General features: G+C 45.8%; 15 protein-coding genes. 9 read left to right on the top strand and 6 right to left on the bottom strand.

All coding sequences use genetic code 11. The annotated features are described in order from the left end of the window. Positions 1 to 33: 33 nt before the first annotated feature. From LI091_RS04680 to LI091_RS04650, 7 genes are all read left to right on the top strand, one after another. Positions 34 to 465: an ATP synthase subunit C gene (locus LI091_RS04680; protein ID WP_015525392.1), complete on the top strand. Its 432-nt coding sequence runs from the start codon at positions 34 to 36 to the stop codon at positions 463 to 465. 1 nt (position 466) lies between these two features. Further along, complete coding sequence (locus tag LI091_RS04675; RefSeq protein WP_021653137.1) at positions 467 to 775, top strand: V-type ATP synthase subunit F; 309 nt, start codon at positions 467 to 469, stop codon at positions 773 to 775. A 12-nt stretch (positions 776 to 787) separates the two neighbouring features. After that, positions 788 to 1,375: a V-type ATP synthase subunit E gene (locus LI091_RS04670; protein WP_092072620.1), complete on the top strand. Its 588-nt coding sequence runs from the start codon at positions 788 to 790 to the stop codon at positions 1,373 to 1,375. After that, positions 1,368 to 3,137 carry a V-type ATP synthase subunit A gene (locus LI091_RS04665; protein WP_265190892.1) on the top strand — a complete coding sequence of 590 codons (1,770 nt, stop codon included), beginning with the start codon at positions 1,368 to 1,370 and terminating at the stop codon, positions 3,135 to 3,137. Before LI091_RS04670 ends, LI091_RS04665 begins: the two co-directional genes overlap by 8 nt. Before the next feature lie 15 nt (positions 3,138 to 3,152). Beyond that, on the top strand, positions 3,153 to 4,535 hold the full coding sequence (locus LI091_RS04660; RefSeq protein ID WP_015525388.1) for a V-type ATP synthase subunit B: 1,383 nt from the start codon (positions 3,153 to 3,155) through the stop codon (positions 4,533 to 4,535). 12 nt (positions 4,536 to 4,547) lie between these two features. Continuing rightward, on the top strand, positions 4,548 to 5,171 hold the full coding sequence (locus tag LI091_RS04655) for a V-type ATP synthase subunit D (RefSeq protein ID WP_173741135.1): 624 nt from the start codon (positions 4,548 to 4,550) through the stop codon (positions 5,169 to 5,171). Between the two features lie 830 nt (positions 5,172 to 6,001). After that, positions 6,002 to 7,333: an MATE family efflux transporter gene (locus tag LI091_RS04650; RefSeq protein WP_173732888.1), complete on the top strand. Its 1,332-nt coding sequence runs from the start codon at positions 6,002 to 6,004 to the stop codon at positions 7,331 to 7,333. Between the two features lie 237 nt (positions 7,334 to 7,570). Here the strand turns inward: LI091_RS04650 and nagB are convergent, their stop codons facing one another. The 6 genes from nagB to LI091_RS04620 form a co-directional block, all read right to left on the bottom strand. Then, positions 7,571 to 8,314, bottom strand: a complete 744-nt coding sequence (nagB, locus tag LI091_RS04645) for a glucosamine-6-phosphate deaminase (RefSeq protein WP_015525385.1) — start codon at positions 8,312 to 8,314, stop codon at positions 7,571 to 7,573. Positions 8,315 to 8,417: 103 nt separating this feature from the next. Then, a complete protein-coding gene (locus LI091_RS04640; RefSeq protein WP_265190891.1) occupies positions 8,418 to 9,728 on the bottom strand; it encodes an alpha-L-fucosidase in 1,311 nt (436 codons plus the stop codon). 30 nt (positions 9,729 to 9,758) lie between these two features. Further along, positions 9,759 to 10,604, bottom strand: coding sequence for a carbohydrate ABC transporter permease (locus LI091_RS04635; RefSeq protein WP_243004449.1), 846 nt, complete (start codon positions 10,602 to 10,604; stop codon positions 9,759 to 9,761). A gap of 20 nt (positions 10,605 to 10,624) precedes the next feature. Further along, positions 10,625 to 11,545 carry a carbohydrate ABC transporter permease gene (locus LI091_RS04630; RefSeq protein ID WP_265190890.1) on the bottom strand — a complete coding sequence of 307 codons (921 nt, stop codon included), beginning with the start codon at positions 11,543 to 11,545 and terminating at the stop codon, positions 10,625 to 10,627. A gap of 90 nt (positions 11,546 to 11,635) precedes the next feature. Next, positions 11,636 to 12,991 carry an ABC transporter substrate-binding protein gene (locus LI091_RS04625; protein WP_021653147.1) on the bottom strand — a complete coding sequence of 452 codons (1,356 nt, stop codon included), beginning with the start codon at positions 12,989 to 12,991 and terminating at the stop codon, positions 11,636 to 11,638. Between the two features lie 64 nt (positions 12,992 to 13,055). After that, positions 13,056 to 14,420 (bottom strand): alpha-L-fucosidase, encoded by a 1,365-nt coding sequence (locus tag LI091_RS04620; protein WP_265190889.1) that lies wholly within the window; start codon positions 14,418 to 14,420, stop codon positions 13,056 to 13,058. A 243-nt stretch (positions 14,421 to 14,663) separates the two neighbouring features. Between LI091_RS04620 and LI091_RS04615 the strand changes: the two genes are divergently transcribed. Next, on the top strand, positions 14,664 to 15,728 hold the full coding sequence (locus LI091_RS04615; RefSeq protein ID WP_265190888.1) for a LacI family DNA-binding transcriptional regulator: 1,065 nt from the start codon (positions 14,664 to 14,666) through the stop codon (positions 15,726 to 15,728). A gap of 3 nt (positions 15,729 to 15,731) precedes the next feature. Continuing rightward, a complete protein-coding gene (locus tag LI091_RS04610; protein WP_015525383.1) occupies positions 15,732 to 16,748 on the top strand; it encodes a LacI family DNA-binding transcriptional regulator in 1,017 nt (338 codons plus the stop codon). Positions 16,749 to 16,911: the final 163 nt, after the last annotated feature.

The following is a 16,911-nucleotide window of genomic DNA, read 5'->3' as shown; positions in this document are numbered from 1 at the left end:
TTCAATTAAACGAATATTAAGGAGGTCATCATCATGACAGTCATTACACAGATCACAATCGCAGTTGCACTTGTACTCAGCATCATTCTTCCATTTGGTTATTATCTTCTCGGCGAAAAAAGCCGCGGCCGCTACAAAACAGCTCTTGGTGTCAACGCCTTTTTCTTCTTCGGGATCATGCTTGTTGCCATTGCAGTAACATTTGCAGGCGGAGCTTCCGTACAGGCTGCTACAGGCGCTGACGCAGGCCTTGCAACAGGTATGGGTTACATCGCAGCAGCACTTGTTACCGGACTTTCCTGTATCGGTGGTGGTATTGCCGTTGCCAGTGCGGCAAGCGCAGCACTTGGAGCGATCAGTGAGGATCAGAGCATCCTTGGTAAATCTCTTATCTTCGTAGGTCTTGCCGAAGGTGTTGCTCTTTATGGACTGATCATCTCCTTCATGATCCTGGGTAAACTTTGATATGAAAATGTATCTGATCAGTGACAATATTGATACTCTGACAGGAATGAGACTGGCCGGTGTAGAGGGTGTGATCGTTCATGAGCACGACGAGCTGAAAGAAGCTCTGGAGCGCACCATCGCAGACAAAGAGATCGGAATCATACTCCTGACCGAAAAATTCGGCCGGGAGTTTCCTGAGATCATTGATGATGTCAAACTTCATCACAAAACACCTCTCATCATTGAAATTCCTGACAGACATGGTACCGGCCGCAGACCTGATTTCATTACATCTTATGTAAATGAGGCCATCGGATTAAAATTATAGGCAGGTGATATTATGACAATTGAAGAGAAGCTTAAACACTTCTATGACACCTCCGTGGACGAAGCACGCCGTCAGGCGGAAAAAGATGTCCGGGAACACAAGGAAGCCCTGGATGCCGCATTGGAGGAACATAAAAAAATGTCTCTGGGAAATGCTGCCAGTTCCCGCAAAGCCGAGATCGCAAACGCAAAGCGTGAGATCAACAAGGCACTTTCCGCAGAGCAGCTTCACATCCGGCGAAACTGGACTGCCAGACAGAGCCGCTTAAAAGAAAAACTTTTTGCAGATGTCCGGGTACAGATCCTGAAATTCATGGAATCTCCCCGCTATGAAGAATATCTTTGTACAAAGATCGAGGAAGCTGTCTGCTTCGCGGAACACGATGAGATCCAGATCTATCTTTCAAAAGAAGATGAACCCCGTCTGAAGTCTCTCACTGTAAAGACCGGTTTCCCGCTGAAGGTTTCCGATGAATCCTTTATCGGCGGGATCAAGGCGATAATCCCTGAAAAAAATATCCTCATCGACAATTCCTTTGAGGAAGGCTATCAGGCAGCTTACAGAGAATTCAAATTTGACGGAGGTCCAGCACATGAGTAAAACAGATATTATCTACGGTGTTAACGGTCCTGTTATCTACCTCAAGGGCGACACCGGCTTCAAGATCTCCGAGATGGTCTATGTAGGCCCCGAAAAACTGGTTGGAGAAGTCATCGGTCTTAAGAAACATATGACGACCATACAGGTTTTTGAGGAAACTACAGGGCTGAAACCCGGAGAAACTGTTATCGGAACAGGAGACGCTATTTCCGTTCTCCTTGGTCCGGGAATCATCCACAATATTTTTGATGGTATCCAGAGACCTCTGGCAGAGATTGCCCAGGCCTCTGGAAAATATATTTCCCGTGGTGTCAGCGTTGACTCTCTTGACACAGAAAAAAAATGGGAAACCCACATTACCGTAAAGGAAGGTGACGTCATCGGTGCAGGCACGGTTATTGCCGAGACACAGGAAACCGCCTCCATCCTTCACAAATCCATGGTTCCGCCCACGATCACACACGGAACCGTTATCCATGCAGTTCCTGACGGTGCCTATACCGTTCTGGAGCCCATTGTTACCATCCGCCTTGATGACGGAACTGAAAAAGAACTGGCACTTGCCCAGAAATGGCCGATCCGTGTTCCACGACCGACCTACAAGCGTTTCCCGGCCAGCGTTCCTCTCCTTACCGGTCAGCGAATCCTGGATACTCTTTTCCCTATTGCCAAGGGAGGCACTGCCGCAGTTCCCGGTGGATTCGGAACAGGAAAAACCATGACACAGCACCAGATCGCCAAGTGGTCTGACGCAGATATCATCATCTATATCGGCTGCGGCGAGCGTGGAAACGAGATGACACAGGTTCTCGAGGACTTCAGCAAACTGATCGACCCGAAATCCGGAAACCTGATGATGGACCGTACCACACTGATCGCCAACACCTCCAACATGCCGGTTGCAGCCCGTGAGGCTTCCATCTACACAGGTGTTACACTTGCGGAATATTACCGTGATATGGGTTATGATGTAGCGATCATGGCAGACTCCACATCCCGATGGGCCGAGGCTCTCCGTGAGCTTTCCGGACGTCTGGAGGAGATGCCTGCAGAGGAAGGCTTCCCTGCATATCTGGCAAGTAAGCTTTCCGCCTTCTATGAGCGCGCAGGAATGATGCAGAACCTGAACGGAACAGAGGGTTCCGTATCCATTATCGGTGCAGTTTCCCCTCAGGGTGGTGATTTCTCCGAGCCGGTCACACAGAATACCAAACGTTTTGTCCGCTGTTTCTGGGGACTGGACAAGGCTCTTGCCTATGCCCGTCACTTCCCTGCCATCCAGTGGCTGACCAGCTACAGCGAATATCTGGAGGACCTGACTCCCTGGTACAGAGAGCATGTCTCCCCGAAATTCGTTTATGACAGAAACCAGATCATGGCTATCCTCAACCAGGAAAGCTCTCTTATGGAGATCGTCAAGCTGATCGGAAGCGATGTTCTTCCGGATGATCAGAAGCTGACGCTGGAGATCGCCAGGGTTATCCGTCTGGGCTTCCTGCAGCAGAACGCTTTTCACCAGGAAGACACCAGTGTTCCTATGGAAAAGCAGTTCCTGATGATGGAAACCATCCTCTATCTCTACGAAAAGTGCCGTGCCCTTATAAACCGTGGCATGCCGGTTTCCGTGCTGAAGGAGGATAAGATCTTTGAACGTATCATCGCCATCAAATACGAGGTTCCAAATAAAGAGCCGGAGCGTTTTGATGAATATCATAAAGATATCGACCGCTTCTACGACAATGTACTGGAAAGAAACGGTTAAAGGAGGGATCAGTTTATGGCAATCGAATATCTTGGCCTGAGTGAAATAAACGGCCCTCTTGTTGTCCTTGAGGGTGTAAAAAACGCATCTTACGAGGAGATCGTGGAATTCCACATGGAGGACGGCACTCAAAAGATCGGCCGTATCGTGGAAATCTATGAGGACAAGGCCGTTATCCAGGTTTTTGAGGGAACTGACAACATGTCCCTCGGCAATACACACACACGTCTTACCGGACATCCTATGGAGATCGGGCTTTCTCCTGAGATCCTGGGACGTACCTTTAACGGTATCGGCCAGCCCATTGACGGGCTTGGCGAGATCACACCGGAGGTCAGCCTGAACATTAACGGGCTTCCGCTGAATCCGGTAACACGTGAATATCCACGAAACTATATCAACACCGGTATCTCCGCTATTGACGGACTGACCACACTGATCCGCGGCCAGAAGCTGCCGATCTTTTCCGGTAACGGTCTTCCACATGATAAGCTGGCTGCACAGATCGTTCAGCAGGCTTCCCTGGGAGCAGACTCCGATGAAAAATTCGCCATTGTTTTTGCAGCAATGGGTGTGAAATACGACGTAGCGGAATTCTTCCGCAGGACCTTCGAAGAAAGCGGTGCGTCCGACCACGTTGTGATGTTTTTGAACCTTGCAAACGATCCGGTTGTAGAGCGTCTTCTGACACCGAAGATCGCCCTCACTGCCGCTGAGTATCTTGCTTTTGAAAAAGGCATGCATATCCTGGTAATCCTGACTGATATCACCTCCTTCTGTGAGGCCATGCGAGAGGTTTCCTCCTCCAAGGGTGAGATCCCTTCCCGAAAGGGTTATCCCGGATATCTGTACAGTGAGCTTGCAACCCTTTACGAGCGTGCGGGAATCGTCCGTGGCGGCACCGGTTCTGTAACCCAGATTCCGATCCTGACCATGCCAAACGACGACATCACACATCCGATCCCCGACCTTACCGGATATATCACAGAAGGCCAGATCGTACTGGACCGCCAGCTTCACGGTCAGGCGATCTATCCGCCGATCAATGTTCTGCCATCCCTGTCCCGTCTGATGAAGGACGGTATCGGTGAAGGCTTCACACGTGCTGATCATCAGGATGTTGCCAACCAGCTCTTCTCCTGCTACGCAAAGGTAGGCGATGCCAGAGCTCTTGCATCCGTTATCGGTGAGGATGAGCTTTCTCCGCTGGATAAGCAGTACCTTGTATTCGGAAAAGCCTTCGAGGCAGAATTTGTAGGACAGTCAGAAACAGAGAATCGAAGCATCATCGAAACTCTGGATAAGGGCTGGGAGCTTCTTGGCCTTCTTCCAAGAGAAGAGCTCGACCGTATCGATACCAAAGTTCTGGATCAGTATTACAGAGAAACCGTCCGTTAGTGAGGTGATTTTATGGATCCGAATACCTTTCCCACCAAGGGAAATCTCATACTTGCAAAAAACTCTCTGGCTCTTTCCAAACAGGGCTATGAGCTTATGGACAAAAAGCGTAATATCCTGATCCGTGAAATGATGGAGCTGATCGATCAGGCAAAGGATATCCAGTCCCAGATCGATGAGACCTTCCGTACCGCTTACGCGGCTCTTCAGAAGGCAAATATGGAAATTGGAATCGCTTTCGTAGACCAGATCTCTCATACCGTTCCTGTGGAAGATTCCATCCGGATCAAAACCAGGAGTGTCATGGGAACCGAGATCCCTCTTGTGGAATATGACAAAAAAGCAGGCAACATGCCGACTTATGCCTACTACAGCACCAAGCTGTCCCTAGACGAGGCCAAGGCAGCCTTCGAGCGTGTAAAGGAGCTGTCCATCCAGCTCTCCATGATTGAAAACGCCGCCATCCGTCTTGCCACCAACATCAAAAAAACCCAGAAGCGTGCCAATGCGCTGAAAAACATCACCATCCCCAGATACGAAACTCTCACCCGAGATATCACCAATGCTCTGGAAGAAAAAGAGCGTGAAGAGTTTACACGTCTGAAGGTGATCAAACGTATGAAACAAAACAGTTAAAAAAATCCTCCGCAGATCTTTCCGGTTCTGCGGAGGATTTTTGGGTTATCCACATTTATCCACACCTGAAAATGACTTTTCAACACCTTGCAGTGATCGTTTTAACTGGGCACTGTTCTTTTTTATCCTCATTTCCATACATCCGATAGTCCCCCTTTTAAATAGATTAGTTTTTCAAGAATTCATTTACTATTATCTGATTATTTGTTTTTATTCTTTTATATTATGTCTTTTTTGCAATAAATTTTATGATATTTAGAATTTAAAAATGTCAATAGTTTTAAAAACTTTTTTCCCATTTTTTACAATTTTATCATTTTACACAAAACATATGTTTAAATTTATTTATGTAAATCAGGTCATCCACATGGTTATCCTTGTGGATAATGTGGATAAATTTGTGCATAACTTGATTATTGGCGGATTTGCGGATTTTTGTCATGTGGAAAACTTTTTGGAAAGTTTTTCACTTATCCACCATGGTTCGACAAGTTTTGTGCATATTGCCAGAACGACCTTTTCAGGGCTGATATTGCCCTTATCCGCACGCACCTGTCTAATGTTGCCAATCCTCTCCGATTTTATATCAAGCCTTTCTTTTTGCAGCTTTTTATGGTATTTCTCATGCGTGCGGTCTTGACATCAGCACTGTTTTTTGTTAATGTGAAAACACTAAAACAACGTGTGGATTTTTCAGTTTTGAACTTTTTTCGCCACACAATCTGTCCGATTCGAAAAGACAGATTGTGTGGCTTTTATTATGCACAAAAAACACGCTCTGTTTTCCGCACCTGATATTCTTACGATTCTGATATAAAGGGGGATTTTTCATGAACAGCACATTTATGAAGGAAAAGCCTGTCGGCCCGCTGCTGGCATCCATGGCTCTGCCTATGGTCTTTTCCATGCTTGTAAACTCACTATACAACATTGTGGACAGCTTCTTCGTGGCACAGATCAGCGAGCAGGCCATGACCGCCCTGTCCCTTGTCTATCCGATCCAGAACATGATCAACGCCGTTGCCATTGGCTTCGGAATCGGAATCAACGCCAGAGTTTCCTATCACCTTGGCGCAGGGGACAAAAAAATGGCAGACACTGCCGCAACCCACGGATTTTTTCTGTCTGTGATCCACGGGATCCTGATGACCGTGATCAGCATCGCTGTTATGCCCGTATTCCTTCAGATGTTCACCCAGGATGAAACCGTGATCCGGATGGGGCTGGAGTATTCTACCATCGTTTTCCTGTTTTCCACAGTAATTGCCATCAGCCTTTTCTTCGAAAAACTTTTCCAGGCTGTAGGACGGATGAAAGTATCCATGCTCGCCCTACTTGTGGGATGTATCAGCAACATCATCCTGGACCCGTTCCTAATCTGGGGAATCGGCTTTTTCCCGAAGCTGGGTATCCGGGGCGCAGCTCTGGCTACTGGCATCGGCCAGGTGCTCACCATTGCGGTCTATATGGTCTTTTATATCCTGAAGCCTATTCCTGTACGTGTAACGCCCAAAGCCCTGAAAACAAGCAAAGTAACGGATCTGAGCCTGTATGCCATCGGTGTTCCCGCGATCCTGAACCTTGCACTGCCATCGTTTCTGATCTCTTTTCTGAACTCCGTGCTGGCCGCTTACTCGGACAGCTATGTGGTGATCCTTGGCATTTATTACAAACTGCAGACCTTCCTGTATCTCCCGGCCAACGGAATCATCCAGGGAATGCGCCCGCTGATCGGTTATAACTTCGGTGCCCGTGAGATGAAGCGTGTGAAAAAAATCTTCCGGCTCACCCTGGAATCCAGCTGTGTGATCATGCTCTTTGGAACCGTTATCTGCCTCCTGGCTTCCGGACAGCTTATGGGACTTTTCACAACTACCCCGGAAACCATTGCCGCTGGCTCCAGAGCACTGAAGATCATCAGCGCCGGCTTTCTTGTTTCTGCTGTATCCGTTACCACTTCCGGTGCCATGGAAGGCCTTGGAAAAGGCACGCAGTCCCTTGTAATTTCCCTTTTCCGCTATGTGGTCGTTATCATGCCCACCGCATATCTTCTGTCCCATTTTATGGGTCCTGATGGCGTGTGGAACGCATTCTGGATCACAGAGGTGTTTACAGCCATCGTTTCTGTCATGATTTATCACAAAACGTTGAAAAAAGCCTGAGAATGCAAATGTCCGGCCCACCGGTCTGTTTGCAGCCACCTGCAGGTTTACGTCCCGAAAGCACAAAAAGCTTCGATCCACTCTCTGAGCACATCGCTCATCGATGAGAGTTAGATCGAAGCTTTCTTTATTAACCAAACCGGGAAAATCCCATGAGTGATCGCTGATATCCTCTTGACTCAAACGGATATCCGTGATCTGCGTTCATTTAATTCGCGGAAATTTCCTCTGTATCTCTTACAGAAGTCCCTTCTCACGGATCAGCTTTAAAGCGCCTTCATCGGCCACTACCGTCACATCCGGGTGAAGCTGCAGGATAGATGCCGGCACGTTGGGCGTGATCGGTCCGTAGAGAGATTTGTAAAGAGCATCTGCCTTTGCCTCTCCGGTAGCGACCAGAAGGATTTTCTTTGCAGTCATGATGTTTTTGATACCCATGGTATATGCCTGCTTCGGCACATCATCCATAGTCTCAAAGAATCTTGCATTTGCCTTGATGGTGCTCTCCGTAAGGTCTACGCAGTGAGTCTCCTTCTCAAATGCTGCACCCGGCTCGTTGAAGCCGATGTGGCCATTTCCGCCGATTCCAAGCAGCTGCATATCGATACCACCCACGCTGCGGATGATCTCATTGTAATCCGCACAGGCTTTCTCACTGTCCTCTTCCAGTCCGTTTGGCACATAGGTTCTTGCCTTATCGATATTTACATGGTCAAACAGATTTGTGTTCATAAAATAACGATAGCTCTGATCGTTATCTCCGGAAAGTCCTTTGTATTCATCAAGATTTACGGATGTGATCTGCGAAAAGTCCAGATCTCCTTTTTTGTACCACTCGATCAGCTGCTTGTACATTCCCACCGGTGTGGAGCCTGTAGCAAGTCCAAGAACGGCATTTGGCTTCATGATGATCTGTGCAGACATGATATTCGCTGCTTTTCTGCTTACGTCATAGTAATCTTTTCCTGTATAAATGATCATAATCTTTTCCCTTCTCCTTATGGTAAAAAAGAACAACCGGATAACTAAGATTCACATATCTCCTGCTTTTCCTGTTGTTCTTTTTTATTATTGATTCGTTTTTTTACTCAGCCATCTCTACTTCGAGAACATAATCTACCGGGTCCGGAAGTACCGGGTCAGGTCCCAGATCAACGAATGCGATATCCGGGTAATCGCTGTGCATCCATGCGTTGGAGATCGGCACCTCATGTCCGTCATCCAGCGCACGCACCTTCACGATCTTATCCTTATCAAATCCCAGAAGCGGAAGTGGTCCCAGTGTATTCTCATAAATATGCACATAGTATTTGTTTCCGTTTCTGGTGATACGTCCGTAATCCGGCTTCGGAATGTTTTCAGCCGGTACACAGCCGTAGATACTGTCATGATTCTTATCCATCCAGCAGCCGATCTCAGCCAGGATCGCAGATGATTCCTTCGGGAATTTACCTTTGGCATCCGGTCCTACGTTCAGGATCATATTTCCGCCCTTGGAAACACACTCTACCAGCTTCTTGATCAGCATGGAAGCCGGTTTGTAATAATGATCGTTTGCACAGTATCCCCAGTTGTTGTTCATGGTGAAGCATGCTTCCCAGACCATCGGGTTGCCTTCCTTATCGCAGATTCCTTCCGGCGGGATGATCTGCTCAGGGCTTACGAAATCGCCATGGTACGGTGTCGGATCACACTCATACAGGGATCCTCTTCCCTCTCCGCTGGCTTCCAGACGGTTATCGATGATAACCTGCGGCTGTAAGCTGCGCACCATGTTGATCAGCTTGGTTGCGCCCCATTTTTCCCCTCTCATATCGTCGTAGGAGAAATCAAACCAGATGATATCGATCTGTCCGTAGTTTGTACAGATCTCTTCTACCTGATTATACAGATATTCTGTATAACGTGAGAAATCACGGTTCTCATTTTCGCACTCTTTGTGGTTTCTCATCGGATGGATACGGTCTCCGTAATGCGGATAATCCGGATGATGCCAGTCAAGTAGTGTGAAATAGATTCCAACCTTAAGGCCTTCCTCACGAAGTGCCTCTACATACTCCTTGATCAGGTCTCTTCCTGCCGGTGTATTTGTTACCTTGTAATCTGTGTATTTACTGTCAAATAAGCAGAAGCCGTCGTGATGCTTCGCTGTCAGGACTACATATTTCATACCTGCAGCCTTGGCCTCTTTTGCCCACTGCTTCGGATTGTAGTCTCTTGCATCAAATTCTTTCATAAACGGAAGATATTCTTCCTCAGGTATTTCCTCTACGCTTCGTACCCACTCGCCTCTTGCAGGGATAGAATATAATCCCCAGTGGATAAACATTCCAAAGCGGGCATCCTGGTACCACTCCATACGTTTTTCATATTCTTTTCTGTCAAACTGATACATGATTTTTTCCTCCTGTTTAGATTAAAAGCATCAGCCTTTGATAGCTCCGGAAAGCATACCTTTTTCAATCTGTTTATGGAACACAATGTAAATGATAAGCATCGGAATTACGGACATTACTACATATGCAAACTGACTTCCGATCTCCTGTGTATGTGCAGAAGAGAAGTTCAGCATCGCACGTGAAACTGTGAAATATTTGGTATCTGTCATCAGGATCATGGAGAATACAAGTTCACTGTATCCATAGATGAATACGAAGATCGCCTCTGTTGCGATGATCGGCTTGCAGACAGGGAAAAGGATCTTCCACAGCAGCTGCCAGTTGTTACATCCATCAATGATCGCCGCCTCATCCAGGTTCCTGGAGATTCCATCCATGAATCCTGTATAAAGGAATATCGCCTGGGACATACCAAACGCAACATAGATCAGGATCAGGAAGAACAGGTTGTTCTTTGCATTTAATGCTGTTGCAATGTTGTTGATCGGGATCAGTGTACAGTGGACCGGAACCATTACTCCGATCATGAAGAATACATATACCCATTTCAGGAATTTGTAATCTTTTCTTGATAAGATGTATGCTGCCATCATTCCGACTACAGTATTAAATACAGTTGTCAGAGTCGCTACAACCAGGGAGTTCTTGATGGTATTCAATGCATCCGCTGTTTTGTTTGCGCTGATATAGTTCTGGAACATAATCTTCTTAGGGAAGCTTAACAGGTTCAGGTAAATCTCTGAGTTTGTTTTGAAGGAAGCCATTACGGTCACTACTACCGGAAACAGTGTAACAACTGTCCACAGGATCGCAATAACGTACAGCGCTATCTTTCCTCCATGCATTTTCTGTTTATTAGCTGTTTTTTCCATATCGTCTCTTCTCCTTCCGCCTACATTGCAAGATCTTTATCTTCACGGAACAAATGATTGGTTATAAGACTCAGTGCAACACCCAGCACTAACAGAATAACACCGTATGCACTGCTTCGTCCGAACAGCTTATAGGAGAATCCCTGTGTATAAAGCATAATTGAAGGCGTGGAGCTGATATCGTTCGGGCCTCCTCTTGTCATCGCCCAGATAATATCGAATACTTTCAGACATCCTGTGATACACAAAATAGAGAATACCTTGAAGGAGTTTTTCATCAGAGGCAGGGTAATGTAACGAACTCTCTGCCATCCGGTAGCTCCATCCAGTGCTGCTGCCTCATTTAACTCATCCGGGATCGCTACCAGACCAGCTGCAAAGATCAGCATGTTATATCCGGCATACATCCACTCATTTACCAGGATAACGATCCAGACGTTTACAGTCTTTATCGTCAGCACATCAGGGATCGCACCATGAAGGCCGAAAATATTTTCAATGGTATTAAAGATACCAAAGTTCGGATTTAACATAAATGTCCACATCAGGGCTACTGCTGTTGTTCCTAACATATTCGGAAGGAAGTAGCAGGTTCTGAAGAATCCGGTTCCCTTGATCTTTGTAGTTACCAGCATTGCGAGACCAAATGAAAGCGGCATCAGGATAACGAAACCACCGATCATAAAGTACACACTGTTGAGCATTGCATTCCAGAACAGCTTATCTGAAAAAATCTTCTGATAGTTCTCAAGTCCTACCCATTGCTTTGCCGCACCAAACATACCGTTCCATTTACGGAATGATAAGCCTACGGTATCAAAAACAGGGTAGATGACAAAAATAACAGTTATTAAAATTGCCGGAAGAAGGAACGCTAAAGAAAGCGTAAGATCTTTTTTATCCAGCTTCTGTTTTACCTTTGGTACAGATTTACCTGCCATATGTATACCTCCGTAATAAACAAGGGGAAGCAGATGATGCTCCCCCCTGTTTCTCTTATCCACACATCATGCGTTCAGTCAAAATTCTCTTTATTCGTAAGCAGACATTTTGTCAACGATATCGTCTCCAACTTCCTGTGCACTTGCGCCTGTCGCTAATGCCTGAAGAGAATTACGGATTGTATCCATAGCTGCTGTGTTGCTGTCATATGTAGGAATCTCAAGTTTAGACTCTGTATTCTCAGCCATGATCGCATTTACATCGTCAAGCAGATAGTTACCTGTATCGATCGTAACCTTCTCAGCATATGTTGTCGGGCTGGATTTGCACATTTCGTTGATGGAATCTACACTTGTAAGATACTTGATGAATTTAACAGTTGCTGCGATTTCCTCATCGCTCTTGTTTAATGTGGTGATGTAGTATGTATCAGAGCCGCCGCCCATCTCTACAGTCTTGTTTGCTTCGTCGATATAAGGAATTCTTGTAACACCGATCTTCTGAGCATCGAAGAGAGTTGTATCGGAGTCATTCTGGAAGTTACCGCAGTTCCATGTTCCGTCAACTGTGAATGCAGCTTTTCCTGCCTCGAACATATTTCTCTCTGTGTTGAAGTCTGTGCTAAGGATTCCATCTCCCCAGTATCCTGCATCGATCATATCTTTCATCTTCTGATAGATTGCAACCATCTTCTCGCCGTTGTAAGCTTCTTTGTCGCTTGCAAGATCATCTGCGATGCTTGTTCCGTAAGCTTTCAGAGCAAGAGCACTCATCAGATGCTCGAAGTGATAGTTATCTTTGTCAGAGTAGTTGAATGGCTGGATTCCTGCATCTTTTAATTTCGCGCAGGCATCAACAAGATCATCCCATGACTCCGGAACATCTACACCAACCTGATCAAGGTAATCTTTGTTGTAGTAGAGGCAGAGCTGATAAGCAGACCACGGAATACCATAGGTTCCCTCAATGCCGTCAAACTGTGTTGTCTCCCATGCAAAATCCTGAACTCCCTCTTTCCATTCCGGATACTGCTCAAAGTATGGTGTCAGATCCAGTATATATCCTGCATCTACATACTCTCTTGTACGGCTTCCGCCATACTGAAGGAACGCGTTCGGTACATTACCGGAAGCAAAATCTGTTGTAAGCTTCTCTTCATAATCAGACTCCGTAGAAATACTCTCATCTGTTACATGGATCTTTCCTTCGTTCTCTTTGTTGAACTCATCAAGTGCTTTGTAATACCATTTAGCCTGTCCGTCTGTATCAGATCCGTTGTTAAATCTGAATGCTACACGAAGCTCAACGTTTTCAAAATCCATATTGTCTACATCGTAGTTTGTGTCACCTTTTGCAAATACGGCGCTTCCTGTTACGCCTACTGTTGACATTGCTGTTACACCGGCGAGACACAGTGTTGCAACTTTTTTCATTCGTTTCTTCATGAATAAATCCTCCCTTAATATGATTTTTTATTATATAGTTTTCCCATTGATGTTCATAAATTGATCAATCGATGATCGCCTCAAAGATCGGCTCTTCTTCCTCAAGTTCCAGGCATACACAGTAGTTCTTTGCCCCCTGAAGCTTCTCCGGAAGCTCTACCTCTATCATCGAGTTTCCTTCGCAGCACTTTAATGCGCGGCACGGAAGCTTTTCTCCTGTGCTTACCACATATGCACCCTTTAACTGATTACCGATGTTCAGCAGTTCAACTCGATATCTCGGTGCAAGTACGTGTACGTAAAGCTTATGTGGTCTCTTTGTAAATTCAATGCTCGGGATCTCATATGGATAGATACCAACATTCTTGGTTCCGTAAATTGCTTCCGCATTCTCAGTCACGTATTTACCAACCTCATTCATAACCTCGACACAAGCTTCCGGAACAGTTCCGTCTGCCATTGGTCCTACGTTCAGCAGGTAATTTCCGCCTCTGCCGACGATCTTGAGAAGAAGGTTCAGGATATCATCCGGATTCTTCCAGTTTGTATCGTATTTATTATAACCCCATGTATCATTTACAGTTGCCGGTACTTCCCAGTCACCGTCGTATGGAAGACGTGGGATAAAGTTATCACCGGTGGTCATATAATCGCCCTTCTGGTGTCCGATACGTCCGCTGATGATGCAGTCAGGCTTAATACCCTTAACCCAGTCTCTTAATTCCTGAGCTTCGTCTGCGGTCATTCCCATCGGAGTATCAAACCAGATCAGGGAAATATTATCGTAATTCTCAAGAAGCTCTTTTAACTGCGGCTTGCATTTCTCATCGAAGTATGTACGGAATTCCGGCTTCCATTCGTTCTTGTCTTCGTAATCCTTCTTATAGGCATTGTCATCATCCCAGTCCTGAGCCTGTGAATAATAGATACCCATTGTCATGTCATATTTCTTACAAGCATCGGAAAGCTCTCTTAAGATATCTCTTCCTGTAGCCTTCACTACATTAAAATCACTGACTTTGGAATCGTACATTGCGAATCCCTCGTGATGCTTGGAAGTAAGAACGATATATTTAACACCCCACTGTTCTTTCGCTCTTTTCACAAACATATCCGCGTCAAATTTGTCCGGATGGAACTCATCTTTCAGCTTTCTGTAATCTTCCTTGTCAATGTTGAGATTGTTCTCGATCCACTCTGCGATACGGTCTGTCTTGGTGACCTCGCCGGTCTTCGGATCTTTCCACTCTCCTGCAAGGATGGAATAAAGTCCCCAATGGATGAATAATCCGTATTTGGCATCTTTATACCACTGCTGCTTTGTGTCTGCCATAACCTTCTCCTTGTTTCGTATAGCTGATTTTCTTGTTACGTAAAACGTTTCGTTTTTTGTTAAGACTATCTTACCGCATCCGAAGCAGCTTTTCAAGTAAAATCATAGGGCAAAAATCATTTTTCCTATTTTTTACAATTATTCCGTCTTGTTTTTGTGCACTTTTTCGTATTAGGTTTTGTTAAACGTTTCATTTTTATCAATTTTCTGTACAATACGCTCGTTTTTTCTGATACTTTATGTGTAAAAAATGCCATGTGTATTGAGGCATTTTCTTTTTCATGATATAATATGAAAATACTCTATTATCTGTAAATGTATCAGAACCGGAGGTTTTACATGAACGTTACGATCAATGATATCGCCCGTGCGACAGGCCTGTCCACCGCAACGATCTCCAAATATATAAACCACAAAAAAATACGGGAAGAAAATCGTATCCTTATAGAAAAGGCAATTCAGGAGCTTGGATATACCCCAAACCGGAATGCCCAGCTTCTCCGTGCCAAAAACACACATACCATCGGTATCCTGATCTCAGATCTTGGTAATTATTTCTGGGGCGAGCTTGTCAACTCCATTATCAAGCATTTCACGGATCATGGCTATACAGTTATTGTCTGTTCTTTCTTTTTTGAAAATCAGAAGGAGATCGATACGATACAGGATATTATCTCCCAGCACTTTGACGGAGTTATCATGCTCCCATCCTGCTGGCATGATGACCTGTACCAGCTTTTACAGAATGCCGGCATACCGGTTGTAATGCTCGATCAGATTCCTGCTTCCATGAGACATTTTCCTGTAGACTGTGTTATTTCTGATAATTACAGAGGCGGTGCACTGCTGGCAGAGCACCTTTTGGAAAAAGGCCACACAAAGGTCTGGATCATGGAACAGTATCTGGACTCCTACACCATCGAGCAGCGGATCCAGGGCTTTGTGGATGTATATCAGAAAAATGGCATTGACCTTCTGAAACAGCAGGATTCTTTTCCCCCTGTTTCTTTTGGTTCCACTGCAGAAACGATCACCCAGAGCAACCTGCATTTCCAGAAGCTTATTGATTCTTCCGATCCCCCTACTGCTGTTTTTTTTGACTGCTATCTCTCCGCAATGGGCGGTTTAAGCGCTGCCAGCCAGGCACGGATTTCCGTTCCTCAGGATATTTCCTTTGTGTGCTTTGATGATGATCCGCTTTTCAAGACCATGAGCGCGACTATGACCTGCGTCTCACAGGATCTGACAAGCATGGGGAAATATGCTGTGGAATTACTTTTAAAAAGGATCCATGGAGACTATACGGATTTTCCCAAAATAGACATGCTGGATGTTGTATTCCACCCGCGGCGCTCCGTAAAAGACCTGTCCGAACACAACAGTACAGCATCCGGAAAGGATTGATTTATGAGTGCAACCATCAAGGACATTGCCAGAGAAACCGGTCTGGCATTGGCCACCATTTCAAAATATATCAACGGCGGAACTGTACGGCCGCAAAACAAAAAGCAGATCGACGAAGCGATCCGAAAACTGAATTACGTTCCACGAAACACGGCCCGGGGACTTCGTTCCTCCAAGACTTACCGTATCGGTCTGGTATCCGGTCCTCCCAATACTCCGCATAATGCTTTTCTTCTGAGCAAAATAGAAAACACCATGCGCGCTCACGGTTATTCTCTCACATTTATGAGCGGCGACAAATATAAGGATCATGTCAATAAATTCGTCCCTCACATGCTCCGCTCCGGGATCGACGGCCTTATCATTACCTCTTTCAGTCTGAACCAGGACATCTGTTCTGCTGTGGAACACGCCAAAATCCCTGTTGTGGAGCTGGAAGAACACAGCCATTTCCACCGTACAGACTGTGTACAGACCAGCTGTACCTCCGGAGCCTACGAGATCGTGGAGCATCTGATAAAAATGGGGCATCAGAAGATCGCCCTTGTCACCGGTTCTCCTGCATCCTATACTGCATGTGAACGAAAAAAAGGCTATCTCCGGGCACTGGAAGACTACGATATTCCGGTTAACCCCGATTATATCATCGCTGAAAATTACACAAACGACTTTGGATATCAGGCAATGCAGAAATTATGGAATCTTCCGGAACGTCCGACTGCCGTATTTTCTGCGAACTATACACTATGCCTCGGTATTTATGAAGCGATCTACAGCCTTGGCATCCGGATCCCGGAAGACCTGTCTGTTGTCTCCTTTGATGATTTTGAACTGTCCATGCTGCTTTCTCCTCAGCTGACCGCTGTCCGTCAGCCGCTGACCGGTCTGGCAGAGCAGGCCTGTGATCTGCTGCTTCGCAGAATGAACGGAGACTACAGTGATTTTCCAAGGACGATACGCCTGAAGCCAGAATGTATCTACCGGGATTCCGTGCGTGATCTCTTTTCTGATGCTAAGTAATGCAAAGCAACTTTTATTACGGCAATTTCGGGAAGCACAACAGACATTTTCATTCCAATCTGCCCGCATATTCTGAGCATCTGAACCACTGCAATAATTTCACAACTTTTACAAAGGGCACAGACCGTCACCGACACAGTCGATGATACGGTCTGTGTTCCTT

It is taken from the genome of Blautia sp. MSK20_18, from assembly GCF_020553125.1.
In the GTDB taxonomy this organism is placed as follows: Bacteria; Bacillota; Clostridia; order Lachnospirales; family Lachnospiraceae; genus Blautia_A; species Blautia_A fusiformis.
The sequence above is the reverse complement of the archived record's forward strand: the minus strand, read 5'-3'. Positions and strand labels throughout refer to the sequence as shown.

What these genes read in the sequence shown, in the direction of transcription:
- LI091_RS04655 (WP_173741135.1), top strand. Translation starts at nt 4,548, where the DNA reads ATGGATCCGAATACCTTTCCCACCAAGGGAAATCTCATACTTGCAAAA.
- LI091_RS04640 (WP_265190891.1), bottom strand. Translation starts at nt 9,728, where the DNA reads ATGTATCAGTTTGACAGAAAAGAATATGAAAAACGTATGGAGTGGTAC.
- LI091_RS04650 (WP_173732888.1), top strand. Translation starts at nt 6,002, where the DNA reads ATGAACAGCACATTTATGAAGGAAAAGCCTGTCGGCCCGCTGCTGGCA.
- nagB (WP_015525385.1), bottom strand. Translation starts at nt 8,314, where the DNA reads ATGATCATTTATACAGGAAAAGATTACTATGACGTAAGCAGAAAAGCA.
- LI091_RS04670 (WP_092072620.1), top strand. Translation starts at nt 788, where the DNA reads ATGACAATTGAAGAGAAGCTTAAACACTTCTATGACACCTCCGTGGAC.
- LI091_RS04660 (WP_015525388.1), top strand. Translation starts at nt 3,153, where the DNA reads ATGGCAATCGAATATCTTGGCCTGAGTGAAATAAACGGCCCTCTTGTT.
- LI091_RS04630 (WP_265190890.1), bottom strand. Translation starts at nt 11,545, where the DNA reads ATGGCAGGTAAATCTGTACCAAAGGTAAAACAGAAGCTGGATAAAAAA.
- LI091_RS04625 (WP_021653147.1), bottom strand. Translation starts at nt 12,991, where the DNA reads ATGAAGAAACGAATGAAAAAAGTTGCAACACTGTGTCTCGCCGGTGTA.
- LI091_RS04680 (WP_015525392.1), top strand. Translation starts at nt 34, where the DNA reads ATGACAGTCATTACACAGATCACAATCGCAGTTGCACTTGTACTCAGC.
- LI091_RS04610 (WP_015525383.1), top strand. Translation starts at nt 15,732, where the DNA reads ATGAGTGCAACCATCAAGGACATTGCCAGAGAAACCGGTCTGGCATTG.
- LI091_RS04615 (WP_265190888.1), top strand. Translation starts at nt 14,664, where the DNA reads ATGAACGTTACGATCAATGATATCGCCCGTGCGACAGGCCTGTCCACC.
- LI091_RS04665 (WP_265190892.1), top strand. Translation starts at nt 1,368, where the DNA reads ATGAGTAAAACAGATATTATCTACGGTGTTAACGGTCCTGTTATCTAC.
- LI091_RS04635 (WP_243004449.1), bottom strand. Translation starts at nt 10,604, where the DNA reads ATGGAAAAAACAGCTAATAAACAGAAAATGCATGGAGGAAAGATAGCG.
- LI091_RS04675 (WP_021653137.1), top strand. Translation starts at nt 467, where the DNA reads ATGAAAATGTATCTGATCAGTGACAATATTGATACTCTGACAGGAATG.